Consider the following 23,378-nt stretch of genomic DNA (forward strand, 5'->3'; position numbering starts at 1 on the left):
TTACCGCCAGCCCAATTCCGGCGCTACGTGTTCCAAGATCGCCGAAAGTACATGTACGTTGTAATCTACGCCCAATGTATTGGGAATGGTCAATAGCAAGGTGTCCGCTTCCTGGATAGCTTCGTCCTGCGCCAACTCCTTGATGAGCTTATCAGGTTCGGCAGCATAGCTTCTGCCGAAGATAGCACGTTTATCGGCTTCGATCATACCGATTTTATCTGTACGGTCAGCCTCATGTCCGAAGTAATACCTGTCTTGGTCGTTGACCAATGCAAAGATCGAACGGCTTACCGACACCCGGGGCTCTCTTTGGTGTCCTGCTTTTTTCCACGCTTCCTTGTATAGACGGATCTGTTCGGCTTGTTGGATATGGAAGGGTTGGCCGCTTTCGTCAAATTTCAAGGTAGAACTTTGCAGGTTCATGCCATTTTCTGCGGCCCACACAGCGGTTGCATTGGCGCCGGCACCCCACCAGATGCGGTCACGCAATCCTTCAGAATGCGGTTCCAATCGCAATAGTCCGGGAGGATTGGGAAACATCGGGTTGGGGTTAGGCTGGGCAAATCCAACACCATTTAGTTTTTCCAGAAATTCCAGACCCTTACGGCGTCCCATATCGGCGTCTGTTTCGCCTTGGGCGGGCTCATACCCAAAATAGCGCCATCCGTCGATGACCTGCTCGGGCGAGCCTCTGCTGATACCCAACTGCAAGCGACCACCCGAAATCAGATCCGCCGCTCCGGCATCTTCGATCATGTACAGCGGATTTTCATAGCGCATATCGATCACCCCTGTGCCGATCTCGATCTTGCTGGTCTTCGCTCCGATGGCCGACAATAACGGGAAAGGTGATGCGAGTTGTTGGGCAAAATGATGCACCCGGAAATACGCGCCATCGATACCTATTTCTTCTGCGGCGACCGCCAGATCAATGGATTGAAGGAGGGTGTCGCTCGCTGTCTGCGTATTGTAAGCCGGATGGTCGGCCCAGTGGCCAAATGATAAGAATCCTATTTTCTTCATGATGGCAAGATCGTATCTGTTATTTACCAAACTTAGATAAATTCATTTTGATATGCAATATAATTGCGCCTGCATATAAAATGAATTTATCGATTTACCTGCGGTGAGCTCGCAAGCTCGGTTCTCCTCAGCCATTGAAAGCATTTTATAGAGGAAATCTAGCAAATATTATTTTTCGGACACTACTCTCCATTGTCTTTTTGAAGTCAAATCCTTATTGCGACAGGGGTTATTGAAGTTATTTTGGTTTTACTCCTAATCTACAGATACTGCCGCACGGCCATCTCGGAAAGGGAAGCCAACTTGTCTAATCGATCTACAGCATCTTTCTTTTTGCTTCTTCAAATTCGGCCTGGGTAATGACTCCTTTTTCCATTAATCCGTGCAACCTCTCGATTTCGGAAGCAACATTGCTCTGTTGATGAGGGGGAGTAGGAATATAGTTGTTGATGACCTGATTAGGTATATAGGTGCGATTGTATTTCATGTCAAAGCTTTCCTTACTCATCGTGAGGAAAACAATAAAATCAATAAATGCAATAAAAGCAGGAACTAAAGTCCAGCAAAATATGAGGTATAAGAAACCTAATCCTGTTTGTCCGAGGTAAAACCGATGTACGCCAAATCCACCTAGGAAAAATGCCAATAGCGCAGCTGTTACTTTGTCTTTCATATCTATGATAAATAACTGTTTCTATTAAATATTTATCCAAATTTAACATTCTGCTTTCAAAATACAGTTCAATTTTCCGTACTTTTCGTCATTTGTAAACGAATAAATCTGTCAAGAGGCTGTCTGATACGCCATATATCCGTTAGTCTTTACCGCTTGTAAAAAATATAGTCCGTAACTAAGGGCTCAAGGCCATACCTTCTGAATTCTGTGGCAATCTGTCCCCTATGATATGTCGAATGATTGATGACATGAAATAATATGTCTCGGATACGATTGTCAAATGGCTGTCCTTTGCTTGTCGAATAAGCAATGGTTTCGTTCAGGTCAAACCTGTCCAATATCTGCAAAGTCTGTTCGTAGTTTGTTTGGTCAATGTCTTTTAAGTGTTGTACTGGGTGCAGTTCCCAAATTCCAAAAGCAGCCTGTTTCGGTTCGATTCTGTTGTTCCAGACCTGATGGGCGTTCAACAGGTGGTTAAACACTTTCACTGCTTTTTCAGATGTCTTGTCGGGACTGTTGTAAAAGACATCAGCCAATTTTTGATTAAAATGATGGCTGTATTCAAATAGTTCTCTCAGAAACTGTTCCATTTGCCTATGGCTTTTATTTATTATCGATTTACCTGCCCCGCTCATGGCAAACTACCTCCTGTTCTTATTTTTCAGGATTGCCCTGAGGTATAGATTTTCTACTTTCTCACGTGCCCAAGGTGTTTTCCTTAAAAAAGCCAATGACGATTTGATACTGGGATTGTCATTGAAACATCGGATACGGATTCTTCTTCCCAACTCTTCCCACCCATACAACTCGACAAGGCTTTCGAGGATGGTGTCCAGTCTTTTTCCGTGTAGTGGATTGTTTATCTGTTCTTGCATCACATCATAAAGATAGTTATTTTAATATTGATTTATAATGATCTTCATTTATATACCATTCGTCATCCTGCCAATAGAGTGGATCATCCTGTATATACGATACAATTCTTTCATGTTCCGCTTGATCTCGGATGATGCGATCGTGGTAACGGGACTGCCAGGCAAAATCGGCGTGCATTAGTTTTGCTGATTTGGTAACACCGATTTTGAATCCACGGATAATGGACGCTAGGTTCTTCGACTGTGGTCCGTATATATTGACCACGGGTTTGTACCTTGTGTGATCCGTTTGTAGAGACGCAAAATCTTGCGTCTCTACGTTGCCGTTGTTATCGGTATCCCCTTTATCAATCACCAGAATTCCGTGTATGTGGTTTGGCATCACGACAAATTCATCTAATATGACAAATGGAAAATGCACAGGTATTTCCGACCAACATTGTTGTGCCATTTCTCCAATCTCCGACAACTGCACCATTCCATCTATGACTTTTCCGAAATACGGTATTCTACTTTTAGTACAGATCGTGACGAAGTATGCCGCATCAGCACCATAGTCCCACCATGAGGCTCTGGCAGAGGATATACGGTATGTTTTCTGAAATAGGTTGGCCATATTTGATATCTATTTGTCCTATTTAAAGATAAGGGACAATTCTTGAAATGCAATAAATACTGCCATAAAGAGAGCATCTACGGACTCCACTGTGAGCATAGAATCAGAATATTCATCAAAAATTAACGTACTGTTCATGTATTGGTCACAAAAAATCCTTTACTTTATATGTGCACTAATACATTTGAACGATGAAAACGGTCATTTACTTCTTCCAAAAGATTGTCTTTCGCTTGTTTCTGACACGATTCAGCTCTTTCTATTCTCCGCTTAGATTCCATAAGATCTGATCGGAGGATAGCAAGTGGTCTCTTCAAAAATAAACTATGATCCATGCTTTTAACTAAGGAAGCCTTTGGCGATGATTTCACATGGGGTGTTGCTACCGCGGCCTATCAAATAGAGGGTGCCAGCAGGGACGATGGCAAAGGCCTTTCGATCTGGGATGTTTTTGTACAGAAGAAAAACAAGATCTTCCAAAACCATCACGGCGATACGGCCTGCGATTTCTACCATCGCTATGTCGATGATCTGCATCTGATGGCTAGCCTGCATATTCCCAATTATAGGTTTTCCATTTCATGGAGCCGCATACTCCCCGGAGGTGTCGGGGAGGTCAATCCGCGAGGGATCGATTTCTACAATCGGCTTATCGATCTTTGCCTTGAGCTGGGTATCACCCCTTGGGTGACGCTGTATCATTGGGACCTGCCCCATGCGCTTGAAACGAAAGGAGGGTGGACAAACCGCGATATCAAGGAATGGTTTGGCCAGTATGTATCTATCTGTGTGCGGCATTTTGGGGACCGCGTAAAGAACTGGATCGTTTTGAACGAACCGACCGTATTTACCGCTGCCGGTTATTTTTTCGGTGTGCATGCCCCCGGCAGAAAGGGGCTCGATAATTTTCTGGCCGCTGTCCACCATACGGCACTTTCGCAGGCTCATGGCGCACGGGTGATCAAGTCACTACAGAAAGACAGTCACGTAGGGACAACTTTTTCGTGCTCCCACGTAGAACCTTATACGATGAGGGAGAAAGACGTGGTGGCTGCCAGAAAAGCAGATACACTGCTCAATCGCTTGTTTGTAGAACCTTTATTGGGTATGGGCTATCCCACGGCCGAAATCAAGGTGCTGAATAGAGTGGAGAGATACATGAAGCAACACGATGAGAAAGACTTGATTTTCGACATGGATTTTGTCGGTGTCCAGAATTATACACGCGAGGTGGTCCGGCATGCTACTTTTGTCCCTTTTCTACAGGCAAAGATCGTGAGTGCACGCAAGCGCAACGTGGAGCTGACCTCCATGAATTGGGAGGTCTATCCGGAATCTCTCTATCATATCTTGAAAAAATTTCAGGCGTATGACAACATTCCTCCCCTGATCATTACTGAAAATGGCGCAGCCTTTACCGATCAGGTAGAGTATAATCAAGTAGAAGACCCCAGAAGGCTAAACTATATCCAGCAAGCTATCGAGCAGGTATTTCGGGCGAAGCAGGAAGGCGTAGCAGTCAAAGGGTATTTCGTATGGACATTTCTTGACAACTTCGAATGGGCCGAAGGGTACCATCCCAGATTTGGATTGGTATACGTGGACTTCAAGAGCCAGCAGCGTATCGTAAAATCATCGGGACATTGGTATGCCGATTTTCTTAAATAGATGGGGCTTTATGTAATGATGTTCCGGGTTCATTTTTCTACGTTCGGTCTTTCAAAATAACAGCTATACACGAATATACACAATCAGTCTACACATACATTTCATCCTGTCCCCAATTAATGGGGTTGTCTTGGATGTATGATGTGATACGTTCATGTTCAGCCTGATCACGGATTATCCGATCGTGGTATCGGGGTTGCCAGGAGAAATTGGCGTGTATCACCCTTGCTGATTTGGTTACCCCGATTTTGAATCCACGGATAATGGACGCTAGGTTCTTCGACTGTGGTCCGTATATATTGACCACGGGTTTGTACCTTGTGTGATCCGTTTGTAGAGACGCAAAATCTTGCGTCTCTACGTTGCCGTTGTTATCGGTATTCCCTTTATCAATCACCAGAATTCCGTGTATGTGGTTTGGCATCACGACAAATTCATCTAATATGACAAATGGAAAATGCACAGGTATTTCCGACCAACATTGTTGTGCCATTTCTCCAATCTCCGACAACTGCACCATTCCATCTATGACTTTTCCGAAATATGGCATTCTATCTTTAGTACAGATCGTGACATAGTATGCTGCATCAGTACCATAGTCCCACCATTGTGCTCTTGCGGAGGGGATGCGGTATCTATTCTTATAGAGATCGGTCATGCTAGGTCCTGTTGGTCACACTAAAGTTAGCAAACAGTCCCTTGAAAAACAAATATCTTTCACTGCTTATTTCCGTTATGGGAAATCTCACCACCGTTATCATTGATCATCTTTTTCTTCATTATAAACACAATCCCCGACGTACCTCCCGTACCCGAATATGTATCTGTTCGTTCGAGTGTTTCCACTAGCTCAAATCCATTTTTGACCATATGGTTCAATATAGCTGCGTATGATTTCTCGTTCGTGATCAGAGTGTTTCATTAGGATGATCTTTTTCGTTTACTTCGTTCCATTGGAATTTATCATTTAACTTTTTGATAAATCGTTCTCTATTAAGTGTTTCATCAAATACATAAGTAGGTATTAGGCTAGCTAGCCACAGAAAAAGGGAAGACCAATTGGAGAAGTCAAATACGACACTCACTATACCTGTGATCATAAAAAAGATAAACCCTAGCAATGAATAGTACACAAGTGAGCCTCACCCCAAAACTAAACGTAGCTGCGGCCTATGGCATATCGGCAAAATCACCTACTCTGGCTCAGATCTATCCGACACCGGCATGGCTGGACATCCCGCTCGTAACCGCTACGAGTACCCAATATAGCCCGGTCTACCTGGTGTACACGCACAAGATGCAGACCTCCAACCTCGATCTGAAGCCCATGCGCAACTCACAGGCCGAAATTAACCTAGGCTACAACGAAAAATCATTCAGTGCACGCTTGAATGCCTACTACAAAAATGTACGCGATGGCTTCAATAGCCGAGCAAACTACATGAATATCACCGTACCTGTGTACGACTACTATGCCGATGATGATCTCCAGAAAATCGTCTACCAACAGACAGGAGACTATAAGACTATAAAAGACATCACGTACAACACGATCGAGAATACCGAAAGCTCGTATACATACGGCTTTGACTGGTCAGTATCCATACCTCGCATCCCGTATATCCACACCTCGCTGTCGACCAGCACCTCGTACATCATTTCCAAAGAAAACAATGTCGGCAATTACGATGCACTGTACCTCAAGACACCGGTAAGCTATCAGGGCAACAATATATGGTATGTGTTATACGATCCCCAATTGTATAGCAAGAGGTATATACTCACCAGCAAGCTCAATACCACGACACATATACCTAAGTTGGGATTCGTCATCATGACCAACACGGATATCTTTTGGAAGAACAACTATGGTTCTCTGCATAAGAACGAATATCAGGAAGCTCTAGGTTATCTGGATCAAGACATGCATATGGTATTCATAGAGCGTGGGAATGGTCCCAGTCTGCCTCCGAGGAATATTGAACTAACAAGCGGTGCACAGAAAATAATATATGCCAACTTTTCCTTGTCCGTCGCCAAGGAGATCGGCAAAAAGATCCGTATAGCGATCACGACATATAATACGTTCAACAGCCTATTGAATCGCGCTGACAAGACGGGCAACGGCGTGGAGCAGATCGTCTCCTACAACGCGCCCCTGAGCATAACCGGGGGAATCAGCCTTAAATTGTAACTATCATAAAAATAATCATATATGAAAACAAATCAAATCCTAATCTTAGTGTTGGCGGTATTTTTCACCGTCGCGAGCTGTAAAAAAGACGATGTTAACGAAGCAAGGCCCGTCGATATCGCTGTGCAGCTGACCGTAAATGAAGAAGAAGTCTGGTTTGACGTGCCCTATGAGGATGCCGTGATCAAACTCGTCAACAAAAGCAATGGCCAAACCTATGATGTCAAGGCCGATACAGATGGTAAAATACTATTGCATCAATTGGTGCCCGGTATCTATGACATCAATGTGACCTTGACTATTCCGGCGGAGACGTACGCCGAGCTGACAGGGGTGAATAGGGAAGACGATTTTACGTTAAACTATACGGTGAGCAGTCAAAGCTTTTATCAGAATCAGGAGATCACGGTAAAACTTATTGCCGCCGAGACGGTAGGTGGTTTTGTCATCAAGCAGATCTACTATGTAGGGTCACATACCAAAGATGCTGCCTTGAATCGCGACAATTTTATCGAAATCTATAACAATACAGATGAGACCCTCTACGCGGACAGTCTGTTGATCGTGCTGGCATATGGCAAACCAAACAAGAATAACGATGAATATTCATTGCCCAACAACCAGTTCGACTGGAGCGAATCCATCGGGATGAATGTGTCGGATGATGCCAATGAGGACTATGTCTATGCCAAGGGAATATTCATGATCCCGAGCGACGGCACGGGCAAAAAATACCCGGTATTGCCCGGCAAGAGCTTCGTTCTGGCCGGATCGGCACTGAACCATGCCGGATCCTATGTCAATAACAATGGCGTAACTATCGGTGCACAGAAGCCTGAACTGACTGTGGACCTGACCGGTGCCGACTTTGAAGCGTGGCTCCTGCCGTACGAACAAAAGCTGGACCCGGAAGCAACTCCTTTTGCTAATGATGTGGACAATGTCGATGTGCCAAACGTAGAGGTGTTTTTTAAACTGAGCATGAATGATATGTACTTCCCTCCCCAAGCCCGCGAATCGTTTGTGCTGATGAAGGTGGATCAGAGCTTTGATCTGAACAATATAGCTGCGTTTGCCACACCTATCACCCGGACTATCACGGATAAGACGACAAAGTACCCGCAGTTGCCGGCCAGATATATCATCGATGCGGTAGAGATAGAACAATATGAGGTCAGTGATCGTATTCCGCGCCGGTTGCCTTTGCGGTTTGATGCCGGAGCGACCTCAGTCCCTGGTGGCCCGTATTCCAGCCAGTCCATTATACGCAAGACCCTCAAGACGGTCAATGGACGCCGGATATTGAAGGATACCAACAACTCGACAAACGATTTTGGCTATTTTACCAAGGCCAATCCGTACAAAGGCGATGATTCTTTCATGGACTGATGAATGAGAGCTTTCTTCATGGCTATAGGATTATTGTGCTGTTCTACTTTGGGGCTGTCCCAAGGTAGAACAGATTCACTGTACGTGTTTGAGCAGAATCGAGATTGGATAAGCAGATCTATCCTTTCGCCCATATTTACGACTGGAGCGGAAACAGACAGCTACGGGGTACTACAACTCAACCAGCAGTACGACCGTGGTGGTCTGCGTATGGCCCAACAGGCCTACGACAAGCGTGTGATCGGTTTTACGGCCAAAGGGTTCAATCGGTTGGGGCGGTTCAAGATCGGGGCGATCTTCCAATTCAACAATCAGCAGGAGGATAGCCTGTCCAATAGCCTGCGCAATGACCTGGATCCCTTGACTACCTACTATCCATACGCGTCCAAAAGCGGGCATTACCGTAGGCAGAATTATATCCTGAATGCCTCGGTAGATTATCGGCTGAATAGATACCTGTCTCCGTATATCCATATAGACTACCACAAGCACTGGACTGCGGGTACCGTAGATCCCAGGCTCAAGTCCGACCGCTTTATCGTCAAGGTAAAGCCCGGCATAGCGGTACACGTCGGAAACCACGATGCCGCCGCTTTCATCAATCTGGGTAGGGCCGACGAGACCGTCAAGGTGGACTATATCAACGATAATTTTAAATTTGCATCCTTATATCCCGAGCGGATATATTACCCTAGCTATGGCTATGGATATAGTGGCCCCTCTAGAGACAGTGCTACCAATTATAAGTACGATACATACAAGGGATTCGGTGTGTCCTATCAGGTACGGTTGCACAAACTGATCGTACAGGCCGAATATAGCTATGAGTACTATCACAATACGAATCAGTATTATTCCAAGTCTTCTGCGCAGTATACAGGGCCGAGGGCTATCTTTAACCTATACAATTCTCATGCTGCGGTGAACGTGCTGTTCCGGTCATCTGACCGTGCACAGCATACTTTGTCATTGGCATACGGCAATAGCAATGGCTATGACGGTTCGCTCCCGGTGACGAAGAGCCTCAAGATCGTCAACTATAGAGTAGATGAAAGAAATGCCGGTATGCGCTATAGTGTACAATTGGACAAAGCGAAGACCTTTGCAAAAGAGTTTGGAGCTGCCGTCGGGTATGGAATTATAGACCGAAAGGACCTGCTTTCGGATGTACAGTTGGATGCTGCGACCCTGAGGCTACAGGTATTTGCCAATCTATACTTACGTCAGGGAATCCGCGATACATACAAACTAGGGCTGAGTCCCTATATAGCAAGGCCGGGAGATGTCAACTTCAGGTACAATGCGTTGGCCACGACAGATTTTGTGAGGAATGTCGTCAATACAGACTACCATTACTACCGCTTACAGAAGTCGGGAATCGTATTCGATGCCGAGTACATGACTCGGCTATTTGGAAAAAATAACATCGGGTTTTACGGGGGAGTAGACTACTCCTGGTCCGACAAGAGTGCCTTGGATGACAACTTCTTGCCGGCCTTTGATCCGAGCGGACAGCGGACAGATATTAATTTGGGTGTGCGTATGTATATCAATGCTCGCTAATCCATACCTTTGTCTAGCGATATGGTGTCATAAAGAGAGAGATGAAAAAAATATATGTCATAGCATTATTAGGTTTATTGATGCTTCTTAGTATCTCATTTGGGTCATGGAACCTAATCCGCGATGGGGCCCAGGACTCTTTGCGGGCTGTCTATGCACGCCCGGTAGCCGAGTGGCCTAAGCCCTCCATTGATACAGGAGTGATGTGGGAAGAGTTTGCACCGCTACCCAACTTTGACACCTCCTATTTCCGAATGATGGAGCAGGCGGATGTGATCTTGGGGCGTATGCTTTTCTTCGATCCGAGGCTCTCCGGATCCAATCAGATATCGTGCAGTACCTGTCACAACCCACAGACTTCCTGGGCAGACAAGCTGTCCACCTCGGTCGGTCATGACCACCAGACGGGCAGTAGAAATACGCTGAGCCTGCTCAATGTGCATGCACGTAAGACTTTCTTTTGGGATGGCCGTGCCACAACCTTGGAGGAGCAGGTCAAAAGCCCGATCCAAGCGCACGACGAAATGGCTATGGATCCCACTAAATTGCCCAGAAAACTAAGAAAAATAAAGGGCTATCGTACATTGGTCAAAAATGCATACGGCACAGAAAAGATAACTTTTGACCATATCGCGCAGGCATTAGCAGCCTTTCAGCGGACGATCAGTAGCCGTCAGAGTAGATTTGACCGCTTCCTGAAAGGCGAATACAAGATGTTGACGGATCAGGAGATACAGGGTATGCATCTCTTCCGAACCAAGGCAAGATGCATGAACTGCCATCATGGACAGTATCTCACCGATGAACAATTCCACAATATAGGGCTGACCTACTATAAGCGCAAGTACGAGGACCTCGGAAGGTACAATGTCACCGGTCATCCGGATGATGTCGGCAAGTTCCGTACGCCCTCGCTTCGGGATATCATGAATACAGACCCTTGGATGCACAATGGCCTCTTTGACAATATCACCGGTCTGATGAACATGTACAACAGTGGGATGCAAATGAATACGGCCAAGCCGGAAGTCAAAGCTGCGGACCCACTGGCGCCCGTGACGGATCCCTTGATGAAACCCCTGAAATTGACCAAAGGAGAGATACGGGACGTGATCGCCTTTCTCCAAGCGGTCACGGCGACAGAATATAAGATGAGACGGCCCACAGAATTGCCAAAGTAAGATGTATCTGCTCTTAAAGTATTTTTGGTCTAGATTTTCTTCCATGAGCATTGTATTGTATCAAGAATACAGCGCGTATATCGAGAGCCTGTTCCAAAGACAGAATGGGCCTCCATTGTGCCTGTATACCCGGTGCAGGGGTAAGTAGTACAATTCACTAGCCGATAGTTGTGGTGCATGTCTCCATATTTGCCATCGGCTTGATAACCTTCAATATCATTTCCCTATATTTCCACTTTTTTGTGTAAGTTTGAGGTAATAAAAGTAAGGAACAAATTATGATTCTAGTTGCTGATAGCGGTTCTTCCAGTTCGGAATGGATGTTGAATATGCCTGATAGCAAGCCTCTTCGTTTTAGAACCAAAGGATTAAACCCATTTTTTGTCAACGAAAAAGAAATCGGAAGAGTGATGAAGGATGTGACGGAGATCATTCCCTATATTGATGAGATCCGGGAAGTTTATTTTTTTGGAGCAGGCTGTGTGACACCGGATAGGAGGGAGATCGTATCGAATGCCATGACCACTTTTTTTCCGAACGCTTTTATCGCTGTGGAAAGTGACCTGTTGGGGTGTGCGTATGCGGCATGTGGGCATAAGAAAGGTTTGATCGCTACGATGGGAACAGGATCGGATATCAGTTATTACGATGGTAACGAACTGATGCCCAGTCATCAAGGATTGGGTTATGTATTGGGGGACGAAGGTTCGGGAGCGTGGTTTGGCAAATATCTGATCACACAGTATCTATATGGTAAAATGCCAAGGGATATCGCAAAAATTTTTGGTGAAAAATATCGGCTGACCAAAGATATAGTCATTAAGAATGTTTATCAAAAAGACCGCCCTAATGCTTATCTGGCTTCTTTTGCGATGTTTATGGAGGAAAATAGGCTTCATCCCTATATCGATAAAGTATTGACAGATGGGTTTGATGAATTTGTGCGTACCAACATTATGACGTATCCAAATTATTGGGAACATGAATGCCATTTTGTGGGGAGTATAGCCTATCATTTTGACCTGCATCTGGCCAAAGTCTGCAAACTGCACGGTATCAAGGTAGGCAAGATACTCAAATCCCCGATCGAGAGTTTATTTCATTTTGTCGTTCAGCGTGAAATGAAACAAATGGATATACATGTTTGATGTAATTGAGGTTAAGGGGTTAACTGTTTAAACGATTGAACAGTTAATCATTTTTATAAAGATTTAAATTTTTACAGTTATGGCTACAGTATTATGTATGGTGTTGAGTATGATGATGGCTGCACCATCGGTCTATGATTATTCGTTTACTTCCATCGATGGGAAGAAGATAGAATTGTCCACTTTCAAGGGAAAGAAAATCCTGATCGTCAATACGGCTTCGAAATGTGGATTTACGAAGCAATACAAAGATCTGCAAAAACTCCATGAGCAGTATGGCGACAAGCTTGTTGTCATCGGTTTCCCGGCCAACAACTTTGGCAGTCAGGAGCCCGGTAGCAATGAAGATATACAGGCTTTCTGCGAGAAGAACTATGGTGTGACGTTCTTGCTGTCCGAAAAGGTTAATGTCAAAGACCCCGGAATGGCTCCCTTATTTAAATACCTGACCCGTGCAAACAATCCGGATTTTACAGGAGATATCAAGTGGAACTTTGAGAAATTCCTGATCGATGAAAATGGAAAACTGATCGGCCGATACCGTTCGGCCGTCAATCCGTTGGATGAAAAGATCACGGGGAGGTTGTGATATTAGGGTGTTGGAGATATTCGTGATAAAACGAAGGTATAAATTATACAATTCTTTTGTCGCTCGAGCCGCGACAGGCTTTGACTTTTTGTCTTGACGCAAAAAGTCAACAAAAAAGTCAAGACTCTTCATCCTCTCATCGATCCGGCTCGCTACACTACGGAAGCGATTTTTCACATCTTGTTTGTTTTCAAAGGTGTTCAAGAGCTCGCTTCGCTCGGTTTTGATGTCTCCATTGCTCAATCCCCATCTCAAAGACTTAAAATGCTTGCATCGTTCCAGATGTAAGCTAGCAAGACCGTAGCTCCACGGCCTTGATCTCGATATGCTGAAAGGTCGATTTTGACAGGGTATTACTTCCTATGTTGGGTAGTAGATAGCGTTTTGATGTGCAGGTAAATCAATGCGTTGTAGAATGCGCTCAGTCCAATCACAAGTGGTGGCAGACGACAGCAGATGCCGGGGCTGTGGGATAGGCAAGGCCTAGGGATTATTTCCGAAGCCCCATACTAAAGGCTTCGGAATTCTTCCCAGCCTTGACGGCATTGCTGTCGTGAGCAGGAGGATGTGCGACTGGCCACCTTGATTGGACAAAGGGCCTTGCCGACTTGGGCCCTTCCAAGTTGGATGCCTGGCCGGCATAGAGGCCGGAAGGGTAGTGCGGAAGGAAGTCTATATTAGTTGTTTAAATTATACCTTCAATTACTTTATCCGTTATAGGCAAAAAAATAGAAAACGCCGCATGGAATGCGGCGTTTTTCAAATTTATAATTTAGATGTTAGTAAAGGACTCGCTTATAGCTCCTCGTCATGTTGGGTGGCATCCAGCCCAATGACTTCTTCTTCTTCGCTAACCCGTAACGGAGCGATCAGGTCTGTGATTTTGAGTAATAAGAGTGAGCCGAAAAATGCAAAGGCAGAGGCACCTACCAAGGCGATCAAGTGGGCGAAGAATAGGCTTGTCTCACCAAAAAACAATCCATTGTCTGTGACAGCCTCATTGACGTTGCTGTGTGCAAACACAGCTGTCAAAAGCATACCCACCATACCGCCCACGCCATGACATGGGAATACATCCAGTGTGTCGTCAATTCCTTTTTTCGTTCTCCATACCACGACCATGTTGGAGATCACGGCTGCGACAACGCCTATCACAAGTGAATGGGGAATAGTCACAAATCCGGCTGCTGGTGTGATGGCCACCAAACCGACAACCGCCCCTATACAAGCGCCCATAGCCGAAGGTTTTCTATTTTTGAGTAGATCGAAGAATATCCAGGCTATTGCTGCGGCAGCAGAGGCTGTAGTCGTAGTGGCAAAAGCAGAAGCGGCCAACTCATTGGCTCCGCCTGCTGATCCGGCATTGAATCCGAACCATCCAAACCAAAGCAGGCCTGTGCCCAGAATGACGTAGCTGATGCGGGCAGGTGTATGTGTTTGTTCTTTTCTTTTGCCTAGATATAGAGCAGATGCCAAGGCTGCCCATCCGGCCGACATGTGTACGACCGTTCCCCCGGCAAAATCCAAAACCCCCATGGATGCGAGAATCCCTTCCGGATGCCAGGTGGCATGAGCCAAGGGCGCATAAATAACGATAACAAACAGGGTGATGAATAGTAGATAAGCATTGAACTTGATACGTTCGGCAAAAGCTCCTGTGATCAGGGCAGGTGTGATCACGGCAAATTTGAGCTGGAACATAGCAAACAAGGCTATGGGAATGGTCGGCAATGCGGACCAAGCATTGTTGCCCAATATGCCTTTCATCATGTAGAAAGTAGAAGGATTGCCGATGATGCCACCTATATCTTCTCCGAATGCCAGGCTAAAGCCAAAAACAACCCAGATCAGCGTGATCAATCCTAGGCAGATAAAGCTTTGCAACATAGTGGATATCACATTTTTCTTACGGACCATACCCCCATAGAAGAAGGCTAATCCAGGAGTCATGAGGAGAACAAGAGCCGCGGACATCAGCATCCACGCGGTATCTCCGGTATCTAATGTAACGTCTGTTACGGTGGTCACTTCGGTGGCTGGTACGATCAATGCTAGGATGACTGCGATCGAAAGAATGCCAAATGGTAGTATTTTTTTCATCTTTTCTTGTTTGGTTTAATGGATTAATGCGTGTTTTTTGTCTTTTGTTGTTGTTTTGTATTGCAAATATTGTAATTGATTTTGATTTTTCATATAAAAAAGTGAAAAATTTTATTTTTTTATTGTTTAATATTCATTTTTACATACAATTTTATGAGTTTTTTATAAAATATTTTTGTGTTTTTATATTTTTATACAAAATTTAGTCGTATAATTGTTTTGAAATAACTTAAATATCTGTTTTTAATAAGTTTTATTTGTTGTTTTGTTTTTATTTTAAGTGTTTTTGTCTTTTTGTTTATTTATTACGGATGTTTGTTAGGGTAATTAACTGATTTTTTAACATTATTATTAAAACAAACTGAATTATGAAAAACTGTTTACTGATTTTCTGTTTCCTTATTGGTTTTTTTGGAGGAGTTTATGGACAAGAATCTTCGTCGTTGGAAATAACTGGATATGCAGATGCATATTGGAAGTATGATTTTGCCGAACAACCCAATATCAACACCTATTTTGCGAATGATCAGAACTCCATCTCCCTCGGAATGCTAGCCTTGGGGGTCAAGAAAACGACGGGCAAAGCTACTTTTGTGGGTGAGCTCTCCTTTGGCCCGAGAGGACAATACCTGACTTTGCCCACGGGAGATGATACGGACAATTCGAACTCCTTTCATATCCAAAACCTATATGCTTCGTATGATTTTACGGACAAGTTCAATATGACTGCAGGTTATATGGGAACTTTTATTGGTTATGAAGTGATTTCTCCGGCAGCCAACTTCCATTACTCAACATCTTACCTCTTTGGAGCAGGACCTTTCCAAAATGCGGGTATTAAAGCTACTTATGCTTTTTCGGATAAGATCTCATTGATGGCGGGATTGTTCAATGATTGGAATGTTTACCAGGATCTGAATGGTGTGTCGCACTTTGGTGCCCAGTTGTCCGTAGCTCCTTTGGAAGGTCTGAGTACGTATCTGAACTTTCTGACAGGTACGGCCGCAGGAGGAAAGGACGATTATACGTCCGGAACCTTGATAGATCTGGTCGCAGGATATGATATTTCAGATAAGTTTTCGCTCGGACTGAATGCTGCGGACTATACATTGGCTGCAGACGGTGGGTATAGCGGTGTCGCATTATATCCAAAATACAATGTATCTGAAAATATAGGAGTAGGGGTGAGGGGCGAGTATTTTAAGATAAAGGATGTGGAAGGTGTGACGGGAGAGGCCTATACCACTGCTACGCTATCCGCTAATATCAAACATGGAGGGCTGACGTTGATCCCTGAGGTGCGGTTGGATACCAATGACCAACCGGTATTCTTGAAAAAGGATGGGGCGGCAACCAAAAGTGCTTCACAGTTTTCGATTGCACTGGTGTATGCTTTTTAAAGGCTATTGAGCTGCAAAGAAATGAAAGGGACTGAAAAGTACTAAGTTATTAACTCGTCATGTTGAGCGGAGCGAAGCGAAGTCGAAATATCTCATCTAACTACGAGATTCTTTCACTCCACTTCGTTCCGGTCAGGATGACGTAAACTTTTTGGATACCTTTATTCCACCAGGTTACTTCTTAGCTTTCAGCACTTCCACCTCTTTCTGTAACGCTTCGATCTGTTGCTGTTGCTCTTTTATTGCAGCGACCAGTAGTGGAATCAAGCTTTCGGAATCGACATTGTCATATCGGGCCACTTTGGTGGTGTTCTTGCCGACTGTATAGACTTGTGAAGATTCCTTGGCCACATCAGGTAGCACACTTTTGACATTGCTTGCCAAAAAACCATATTGGTTGCCTTTAGGTAAGTTCAGTTTCGCAAATTTTTGGGTGTCATAGTCAAATGTGATGGGGGTCAGCTGTTTGAGTTGTTCCGTAGAATTACGGATGTCCTGTATGTTTACTTTTAGTTCTTGCTCATTCAATTGTTGGGCATTTATTGTTTCCAGACCAATGAACATGTAGCATGCCACGGCTATAGTGTATATAAGATTTTTCATTTTGTTGTTCTAAATAGTGTAATAGCTTAATTAATAGCGTATCTTTTGTTAAAGAAGGCACACGCAGCACGCGTGCGCCAGATTTGTGCTAGCGCACGCGTGCTGCGTGTGCTTGAATCTGATTTGCATTTGTCGGTAAAGGGCTTCTTGCTCTCAGCAACGGCTGTTGGGAGGCGGTTCGTGCAAAGGAATAGGAAGTGCGTGGGGGATACGGCTATTTTTAGGGAAATACGAAGCTGTATACTGGTCAGCCCATAAAGTCAAAACTCCCTCGCTTGGCAGGATCTGTTCTTCCAGTTGCCGCTTTGTTTCGTTTTCTTCCTGTGTGTCACTATTGACAGGGAGTTCTTCATGGTGCGCTGTTGATGCCATGATAGGCAATACCATTCCTGGCTTATATACAACAAAAGCCAATACGATTGTCATGCAGAATATGAAGAGTTCGCTGCGCATTCTACTGACTAATATATGCAATTATATAGTCATTTGAAAATTGTAGACCAAAAAAAATCATTTAAGCTTTTGATTGTCAAGGTGAATAAAGTCCGGTAAATTTTGTTTACTTTATTATGATATTTTTACTTTTGACTTTTTAAACAAAAAGGTTAGTTTTGAAAAGGTTTAAATAATAAGTAAAAACAATATGAAAAAATTATTACTAACATTGACTGCAGTTGCAGGATTGACATTGGCTTCCAATGCACAGGAATTTGGCTTTGAAAAAGGCAATTTTATCGTAGAAGGTAGCTTTGGCGTTTCTACTCTTAACAACAAAAATGACGACAGTAAAGAGTCTTCTTTTCAGATCACTCCTAAAGCTGGGTATTTCGTGACGGACAAGATTGCTGTAGGTGCGTCGTTGGGTTATGGACAGGACAAAAACACGACAAATCCAGCTGCAGGAAAACATGAGGAGACAGAAAGTGCATTTAGCGCCGGAGTATTCGGTCGCTATTATTTTCTGGATCTAGGTTCACGTTTCAAAACATATACGGAAGCTGGCGTAGGATATGTTAACTCTACGATTGAAGAAACAGATGTCGACAAATTGAAAGCCAACGGATTCGGTGCGGGCTTAGGTTTGGGTGTCAACTATTTCTTGACAGACAAGATCGCTGTAAACTTTGCTCTTGCGGATATCATCAACTATTCTACAGCGAAAGTAGACGTGGACGGAGCAGAGTCGGTATCCTCATTCAATGCAAATGTTAACGTATTTAACAACTTCTTCAGCACTGCTAAATTTGGATTGACTTTTAAATTCTAATCCGGGTAGTAATTTTTTGAAGAAAGAGGTGTCTAAGAGGTCTAAATATGGCTTTTTTAGACACCTCTTTTTTTGACCTGTCTTTAATTTAATTCCACCAGATCATGTTTCTGTTTGTGTTTTTTTATCGGTAGGGAAATGATGAAAGTTGATCCAACATCTGTTTGACTCTCGATCCTGAAGGTACCCCCGTTTTGGATGAGTAATTCTTTGCATAATAGTAGTCCCAGTCCACTTCCGCGTTCGCCATCTGTTCCTGACGCAGGGATCTGTACATTATTGAATAAACTGTTGAGTTTATCTTTTTTATTCCTGTGCCTTTGTCCTTGATTTCAATAGCAGCATATCCCAGCGTTTCTTTTGCTGAAATGAATATGCTTTCTCCAAAAAAACTGTACTTTATGGCATTGCTGATGATGTTGCGTAATACTACGGTGATCTGGTCTCGGTCTACATAGGAAATCAAGGTATTGTCTATGTCTTTTTTAAGCTTGATTTCTTTTTGGTTGATCTGCGGAGCCAACAACTGAAATACTTCCTCTATGATCCCGGCTATAGATACATTTTTTCGGTAGGCATGTAGACCATGAATATTGCGCGATCCCCACTGAAGAAGATTGTCCAGTGCAGCATTCAGGTGAGATAGCTTGTTGTTTATGACAGTTACATTTTCTTTGACATACTGCTCTGTAATGATGTCTTTTTGAAATAAGAATAACATATATTGCACAGAGGCCAGGGGGCTTCTGATATCATGGGCAACAATGGAAAAAATGCTTTCCATTGTACTGTTCATCTCTTTGAGCTTTGCATGTTGTTCTTCTATTTTGTCTTGGTAGCTGAGCTGGATATTCTTAAAGAAGACCACGACCGTGATGATGAACGATACTGCTCCCACGAAGTTAAAGATGATTCGGAAGGAAGGTACTTGTTGTTCCGCAAACAACGGGCTGGGATAAAAGAAGACGATAAACATAGCCGTGAGAATAACAATGCCTGAGCTTATTTGTACCCATTTCTGATCATATACCTGGAGGATCACAATGAGCGTACTCAAGAGAAAATATTCTCCTCCGTTGGAAAAAAAGAATCCTCCCAGAAAGAAAAACAAAAAATTTCCAAAGGTTAAAGTCAATTTTGCACCTGTATAGAGGCGGTAGTGATGAAGGATCAACACAGAAACAGAGGCAATAAAGTTTGATGCATTGATAATGGATAGAAAATATTTGCCGTCATGCCAATTCATCAGGGAGAAGAAAAAGGTAAACGGAACGCAGGTCCATGCTATCAAGTTTAGCATCTTGATCTTTTTACTATCCAGATAAGATATATCAGGGTGTATGCCTATGGATTCGAGACTTTTGAGGTGTGTCCATAGCTTTTTTATCTGGTCTTCCATTTCTATCGTTGCCCAATATGCTATCGAAGTTACGAATAACTTGTCAGTTTTGTGAAAAATGACTTCCGATTTCTGATCTTGCGACATGACTTTTATTCAATTGGTACGAAGAAATGGGATATATGGAAGAAATGCGGCTGTTATGAAATAAAATAAGTAGATTTGCTATCGTTCATTTCACTTTGTATCAGCTATGTTTCGACATACCGGAAGGGGTCGTACCTTTTCCCACAATCTAAGATTAGCTTCCTTATTGTCAGCCGTGGCAGGCATCGTCAATATTGTCGGGTTACTTTCGTTTAGAACATTGACGACTAATGTAACAGGCCACTTTGCTTTTTTTGCTGAAGAATTGTTTTTGAAGAACTATGTTATAGCCCTTGTCTTCCTTTTTTATATTTTGTTTTTTTTGCTGGGCGCTTTTGTGTCAAGTCTTTTGATGGAAAGAGTTTCTGTACGTCACCCACAGTACGCTTATGTATGGCCAATTATCCTGGAAATAGCTGTGCTATTGTCTGTAAGTGTTTTTGGGACAATATCCGGAGGTGGTGGCAATGATATTATCCCGACGATACTATCCTGTGCCTTGCTGTTTGCAATGGGCCTGCAGAATGCTTTAGTGACGCGAGTGTCGGGATCGGTAGTCCGTACGACGCATCTCACGGGACTTTTTACCGATTTGGGAATAGATATTTCGAAGTTTTTTTTTCGGTTGGACAAACAAAGGCGAAAACAGCTCCGTAAAGGAATCTTGCTAAAATTCACGATTATTGGGTGCTTCTTCTTGGGAGGTCTGATCGGTGGTTTTGGGTTTCAGCAGATAGGTATATATATGCTCATGGTAGCCTCTGCGATACTGTTGTTTACGTTATGGTATGACGGGCTTTTGTTTCGTTATTATCATATCGTGCGCAGATTCAGACATCACCAGCACGAAAGGGGTTAGCTTAGAAAAAACAAGGGCTTCTTTTTCAACAAAAGAAGCCCTTGTTTTTAATTGAAATCACTGTTCCTATCACACTTTGATCTCAACTTCGACACCTGAAGGCAATTCAAGTTTCATCAATGCATCAACTGTTTTGGAGTTGGATGAATAGATGTCCAGCAATCTCTTGTAAGAACACAACTGGAACTGCTCACGTGCTTTTTTGTTGACGTGTGGCGAACGCAAAACCGTATAGATTTTTTTCTCGGTAGGCAATGGAATAGGACCACTGACAACTGCACCTGTAGGTTTTACTGTTTTAACGATTTTCTCGGCGGACTTGTCTACCAGGTTGTAATCGTACGATTTCAATTTAATTCTGATTCTTTGGCTCATTTTTTATTTGATTTAATATGGCCTTCAGTTAGAGCTATTCACAACCGTCGGCCGGTTTATCTTTTAGGATTCAGGACAAAGGAGCAAAGAATAAGGACTATATTATTGTCTTTTATCTTTGTTCCTTCATCTTTTATCTCAATTAATCTTCGTCAACAAGATTTTTGACTTTTCCTTTTGATTTTGAAATCACTTCCTCAGCCACATTGCGCGGTGCTTCGGCATAGTGATCAAATTCCATTGTAGAAGTCGCACGTCCTGATGTGATGGTACGCAATTGTGTCACGTAGCCAAACATTTCAGAAAGGGGAACGATAGCTTTGATAACCTGTGCGCCACCTCGTGAATCCAAACCTTGCATTTGGCCACGACGACGGTTCAAGTCACCCATGACATCACCCATATTTTCTTCCGGAGTCAATACTTCCACTTTCATGATAGGCTCCATCAATACAGGTGAACACTTAGGCAAAGCGTTACGGTAAGCTGCACGTCCAGCGATCTCAAATGACAATGAATCCGAGTCGACTGCGTGGAATGAACCATCGATCAAACGAACTTTCATTGCCGACAATGGATAGCCTGCCAAGACACCGTTGGCCATAGAGGATTCAAAACCTTTCTGGACAGAAGGAATATACTCTTTAGGAATAGCACCACCCACGATTTCGTTGACGAATTGTAGAGGGGATTTGTTAAGATCCCAATCTTCGTCCACAGGTGAGATAACAACCTTGATGTCCGCGAACTTACCACGACCACCGGTTTGTTTTTTGTACACTTCACGGTGTTCAGTGGTGCCTGTGATAGACTCTTTGTAAGCTACCTGAGGAGCACCTTGGTTTACTTCTACCTTGAACTCACGTTTCAAACGGTCGATCAGGATATCCAAGTGAAGCTCACCCATACCGGAGATAACGGTCTGACCTGTTTCTTCATCAGTCTTTACAACAAAAGTAGGGTCTTCTTCGGCCAGTTTACCTAGAGCCAGACCCAATTTGTCTACGTCAGCTTGTGTCTTAGGCTCGATCGCCAAACCGATTACCGGCTCAGGGAATACCATAGATTCCAAAACGATAGGGTTTTTCTCATCACAAAGTGTATCGCCTGTTTTGATGTCTTTAAAACCGACTACGGCGCCGATATCACCCGCACCGATTCTTTCGATAGGGTTTTGCTTGTTAGCATGCATCTGGAAGATACGGGAGATACGCTCTTTGTTGCCTGAACGCGTGTTCAATACATAAGAGCCGGCTTCCAATACTCCTGAATATGCACGTATGAAACATAGACGGCCTACGAATGGGTCAGTAGCAATCTTGAAGCCCAATGCAGCGAAAGGTTCTGATTCAGAAGGCTTACGCTCGATAGGTTGTTCGGTACGAGGGTCTGTACCCGCTACAGCTTCGATATCCAATGGCGAAGGCAATAGTTCCATCACCAAGTCAAGCATGGTTTGTACACCTTTGTTTTTGAAGGATGAACCACACACCATCGGTACGATAGCGTTGTCCAATACTGCTTTGCGCAAAGCATCTAAGATCTCACGCTCGGTCAATGAATTTGGATCATCAAAGAATTTCTCCATCAAAGACTCGTCGTAAGAAGCAACAGCTTCCAGCAATTTCTCACGGTATTCAGCTACTTCGTCTACCATGTCGTCGGGAATTGGCACTTCGGTATAGGTCATACCTTTGTCTGCTTCGTTCCATACCATACCACGGTTGTTGATCAAGTCGACTACACCTTTGAAATCGTCTTCTGCTCCGATAGGCAATTGCAATGCCACAGCCTCGGAACCCAACATGTCTTTTACTTGTTTGACGACTTTCAGGAAGTCTGCACCCGAACGGTCCATTTTGTTGACGAAACCGATACGAGGAACTTTGTAGCCATCGGCCAAGCGCCAGTTGGTCTCAGATTGAGGCTCCACACCGTCAACTGCTGAGAACAGGAATACCAATCCGTCCAATACACGAAGGGAGCGGTTTACCTCTACTGTAAAGTCCACGTGTCCCGGAGTATCGATGACGTTTACCTGGTATTTTTTGTTACGGTAGTTCCAGAATACGGTTACAGCTGCGGAAGTGATCGTGATACCACGCTCTTGCTCTTGAGCCATCCAGTCAGTCGTAGCCGAACCTTCGTGTGTCTCTCCCAACTTGTGGTTCACACCCGAATAGAACAGGATACGCTCTGTGGTCGTAGTTTTACCGGCATCGATGTGAGCAGCGATACCAATATTTCTTACTAATTTTAAATCTTTTGCCATTGTTATTTTAAAAAAAGATTACACAGGATTAATAAGATTTCACGGATGGAGCTATAAATACTAGATCTGTGTAATCCTTATAATCTGTGTAATC

The 23,378-nt window shown here is 43.8% G+C and carries 23 protein-coding genes and 1 pseudogene; 10 read left to right on the forward strand and 14 right to left on the reverse strand.

From position 1 onward, the window contains the following. From G5B00_RS15020 to G5B00_RS15040, 5 genes are all read right to left on the reverse strand, one after another. On the reverse strand, positions 1-1,023 hold the full coding sequence (locus G5B00_RS15020) for an LLM class flavin-dependent oxidoreductase (protein ID WP_163877216.1): 1,023 nt from the start codon (positions 1,021-1,023) through the stop codon (positions 1-3). A 316-nt stretch (positions 1,024-1,339) separates the two neighbouring features. Beyond that, a complete protein-coding gene (locus tag G5B00_RS15025; RefSeq protein ID WP_163877219.1) occupies positions 1,340-1,696 on the reverse strand; it encodes an NINE protein in 357 nt (118 codons plus the stop codon). 149 nt (positions 1,697-1,845) lie between these two features. After that, positions 1,846-2,289, reverse strand: coding sequence for a DinB family protein (locus G5B00_RS15030; protein WP_163877221.1), 444 nt, complete (start codon positions 2,287-2,289; stop codon positions 1,846-1,848). Positions 2,290-2,340: 51 nt separating this feature from the next. Then, positions 2,341-2,574: a VF530 family DNA-binding protein gene (locus tag G5B00_RS15035; protein ID WP_163877224.1), complete on the reverse strand. Its 234-nt coding sequence runs from the start codon at positions 2,572-2,574 to the stop codon at positions 2,341-2,343. Positions 2,575-2,590: 16 nt separating this feature from the next. Next, the gene (locus tag G5B00_RS15040) at positions 2,591-3,190 is read right to left on the reverse strand and encodes a transposase (RefSeq protein WP_163877227.1); all 600 of its coding nucleotides are present in this window, start codon (positions 3,188-3,190) and stop codon (positions 2,591-2,593) included. A gap of 333 nt (positions 3,191-3,523) precedes the next feature. Between G5B00_RS15040 and G5B00_RS15045 the strand changes: the two genes are divergently transcribed. Continuing rightward, positions 3,524-4,858 carry a GH1 family beta-glucosidase gene (locus G5B00_RS15045; RefSeq protein WP_163877230.1) on the forward strand — a complete coding sequence of 445 codons (1,335 nt, stop codon included), beginning with the start codon at positions 3,524-3,526 and terminating at the stop codon, positions 4,856-4,858. An 88-nt stretch (positions 4,859-4,946) separates the two neighbouring features. Here G5B00_RS15045 and G5B00_RS15050 read toward each other — a convergent pair whose 3' ends face one another. Together G5B00_RS15050 and G5B00_RS15055 are read right to left on the reverse strand one after the other, a co-directional pair. Next, the gene (locus G5B00_RS15050; protein ID WP_163877233.1) at positions 4,947-5,516 is read right to left on the reverse strand and encodes a transposase; all 570 of its coding nucleotides are present in this window, start codon (positions 5,514-5,516) and stop codon (positions 4,947-4,949) included. Positions 5,517-5,575: 59 nt separating this feature from the next. Further along, positions 5,576-5,728 (reverse strand): hypothetical protein, encoded by a 153-nt coding sequence (locus G5B00_RS15055; protein ID WP_163877236.1) that lies wholly within the window; start codon positions 5,726-5,728, stop codon positions 5,576-5,578. A 250-nt stretch (positions 5,729-5,978) separates the two neighbouring features. Between G5B00_RS15055 and G5B00_RS15060 the strand changes: the two genes are divergently transcribed. The 6 genes from G5B00_RS15060 to G5B00_RS15085 all read left to right on the forward strand — a co-directional run bounded on the left by G5B00_RS15060 (position 5,979) and on the right by G5B00_RS15085 (position 12,922). Continuing rightward, positions 5,979-7,052: a TonB-dependent receptor gene (locus G5B00_RS15060; protein WP_163877239.1), complete on the forward strand. Its 1,074-nt coding sequence runs from the start codon at positions 5,979-5,981 to the stop codon at positions 7,050-7,052. 21 nt (positions 7,053-7,073) lie between these two features. Beyond that, a complete protein-coding gene (locus tag G5B00_RS15065; protein WP_163877242.1) occupies positions 7,074-8,441 on the forward strand; it encodes a DUF4876 domain-containing protein in 1,368 nt (455 codons plus the stop codon). An 18-nt stretch (positions 8,442-8,459) separates the two neighbouring features. Continuing rightward, positions 8,460-10,004 carry a DUF6850 family outer membrane beta-barrel protein gene (locus tag G5B00_RS15070; protein ID WP_163877245.1) on the forward strand — a complete coding sequence of 515 codons (1,545 nt, stop codon included), beginning with the start codon at positions 8,460-8,462 and terminating at the stop codon, positions 10,002-10,004. Positions 10,005-10,045: 41 nt separating this feature from the next. After that, positions 10,046-11,185 (forward strand): cytochrome-c peroxidase, encoded by a 1,140-nt coding sequence (locus G5B00_RS15075; protein ID WP_163877248.1) that lies wholly within the window; start codon positions 10,046-10,048, stop codon positions 11,183-11,185. 278 nt (positions 11,186-11,463) lie between these two features. Next, positions 11,464-12,333 carry an N-acetylglucosamine kinase gene (locus G5B00_RS15080; RefSeq protein ID WP_163877251.1) on the forward strand — a complete coding sequence of 290 codons (870 nt, stop codon included), beginning with the start codon at positions 11,464-11,466 and terminating at the stop codon, positions 12,331-12,333. 79 nt (positions 12,334-12,412) lie between these two features. After that, on the forward strand, positions 12,413-12,922 hold the full coding sequence (locus G5B00_RS15085) for a glutathione peroxidase (protein WP_163877254.1): 510 nt from the start codon (positions 12,413-12,415) through the stop codon (positions 12,920-12,922). Positions 12,923-13,717: 795 nt separating this feature from the next. On the opposite strand, the gene G5B00_RS15090 is transcribed toward G5B00_RS15085, so the two are convergent. Further along, on the reverse strand, positions 13,718-15,022 hold the full coding sequence (locus tag G5B00_RS15090; RefSeq protein WP_163877257.1) for an ammonium transporter: 1,305 nt from the start codon (positions 15,020-15,022) through the stop codon (positions 13,718-13,720). A gap of 368 nt (positions 15,023-15,390) precedes the next feature. Here G5B00_RS15090 and G5B00_RS15095 point away from each other — a divergent pair, with 368 nt between their 5' ends. Beyond that, positions 15,391-16,422 carry a porin gene (locus G5B00_RS15095; protein WP_163877260.1) on the forward strand — a complete coding sequence of 344 codons (1,032 nt, stop codon included), beginning with the start codon at positions 15,391-15,393 and terminating at the stop codon, positions 16,420-16,422. Positions 16,423-16,596: 174 nt separating this feature from the next. Here G5B00_RS15095 and G5B00_RS15100 read toward each other — a convergent pair whose 3' ends face one another. Continuing rightward, positions 16,597-17,025, reverse strand: coding sequence for a tail fiber domain-containing protein (locus tag G5B00_RS15100; RefSeq protein ID WP_240894528.1), 429 nt, complete (start codon positions 17,023-17,025; stop codon positions 16,597-16,599). A 153-nt stretch (positions 17,026-17,178) separates the two neighbouring features. After that, the gene (locus tag G5B00_RS15105) at positions 17,179-17,478 is read right to left on the reverse strand and encodes a hypothetical protein (RefSeq protein ID WP_163877263.1); all 300 of its coding nucleotides are present in this window, start codon (positions 17,476-17,478) and stop codon (positions 17,179-17,181) included. A 190-nt stretch (positions 17,479-17,668) separates the two neighbouring features. Here G5B00_RS15105 and G5B00_RS15110 point away from each other — a divergent pair, with 190 nt between their 5' ends. Then, positions 17,669-18,292, forward strand: a complete 624-nt coding sequence (locus G5B00_RS15110; RefSeq protein WP_163877266.1) for an OmpW family outer membrane protein — start codon at positions 17,669-17,671, stop codon at positions 18,290-18,292. 83 nt (positions 18,293-18,375) lie between these two features. Here G5B00_RS15110 and G5B00_RS18410 read toward each other — a convergent pair whose 3' ends face one another. Together G5B00_RS18410 and G5B00_RS18210 are read right to left on the reverse strand one after the other, a co-directional pair. After that, a complete protein-coding gene (locus tag G5B00_RS18410; RefSeq protein WP_163877305.1) occupies positions 18,376-18,561 on the reverse strand; it encodes an ATP-binding protein in 186 nt (61 codons plus the stop codon). Positions 18,562-18,605: 44 nt separating this feature from the next. Beyond that, a pseudogene (locus tag G5B00_RS18210) lies at positions 18,606-19,778 on the reverse strand (sensor histidine kinase); the annotation flags it as partial. Between the two features lie 106 nt (positions 19,779-19,884). Here G5B00_RS18210 and G5B00_RS15120 point away from each other — a divergent pair. Next, the gene (locus G5B00_RS15120; protein WP_163877269.1) at positions 19,885-20,637 is read left to right on the forward strand and encodes a YoaK family protein; all 753 of its coding nucleotides are present in this window, start codon (positions 19,885-19,887) and stop codon (positions 20,635-20,637) included. Positions 20,638-20,706: 69 nt separating this feature from the next. Here the strand turns inward: G5B00_RS15120 and rpsJ are convergent, their stop codons facing one another. Continuing rightward, entirely contained in the window at positions 20,707-21,012 is a 306-nt protein-coding gene (rpsJ, locus tag G5B00_RS15125) for a 30S ribosomal protein S10 (RefSeq protein WP_013667229.1), read from the reverse strand. A 142-nt stretch (positions 21,013-21,154) separates the two neighbouring features. Next, entirely contained in the window at positions 21,155-23,284 is a 2,130-nt protein-coding gene (gene fusA, locus G5B00_RS15130; protein ID WP_163877272.1) for an elongation factor G, read from the reverse strand. Positions 23,285-23,378: the final 94 nt, after the last annotated feature.

This window comes from Parapedobacter sp. SGR-10, from assembly GCF_011030405.1.
Taxonomy (GTDB): Bacteria; Bacteroidota; Bacteroidia; order Sphingobacteriales; family Sphingobacteriaceae; genus Sphingobacterium.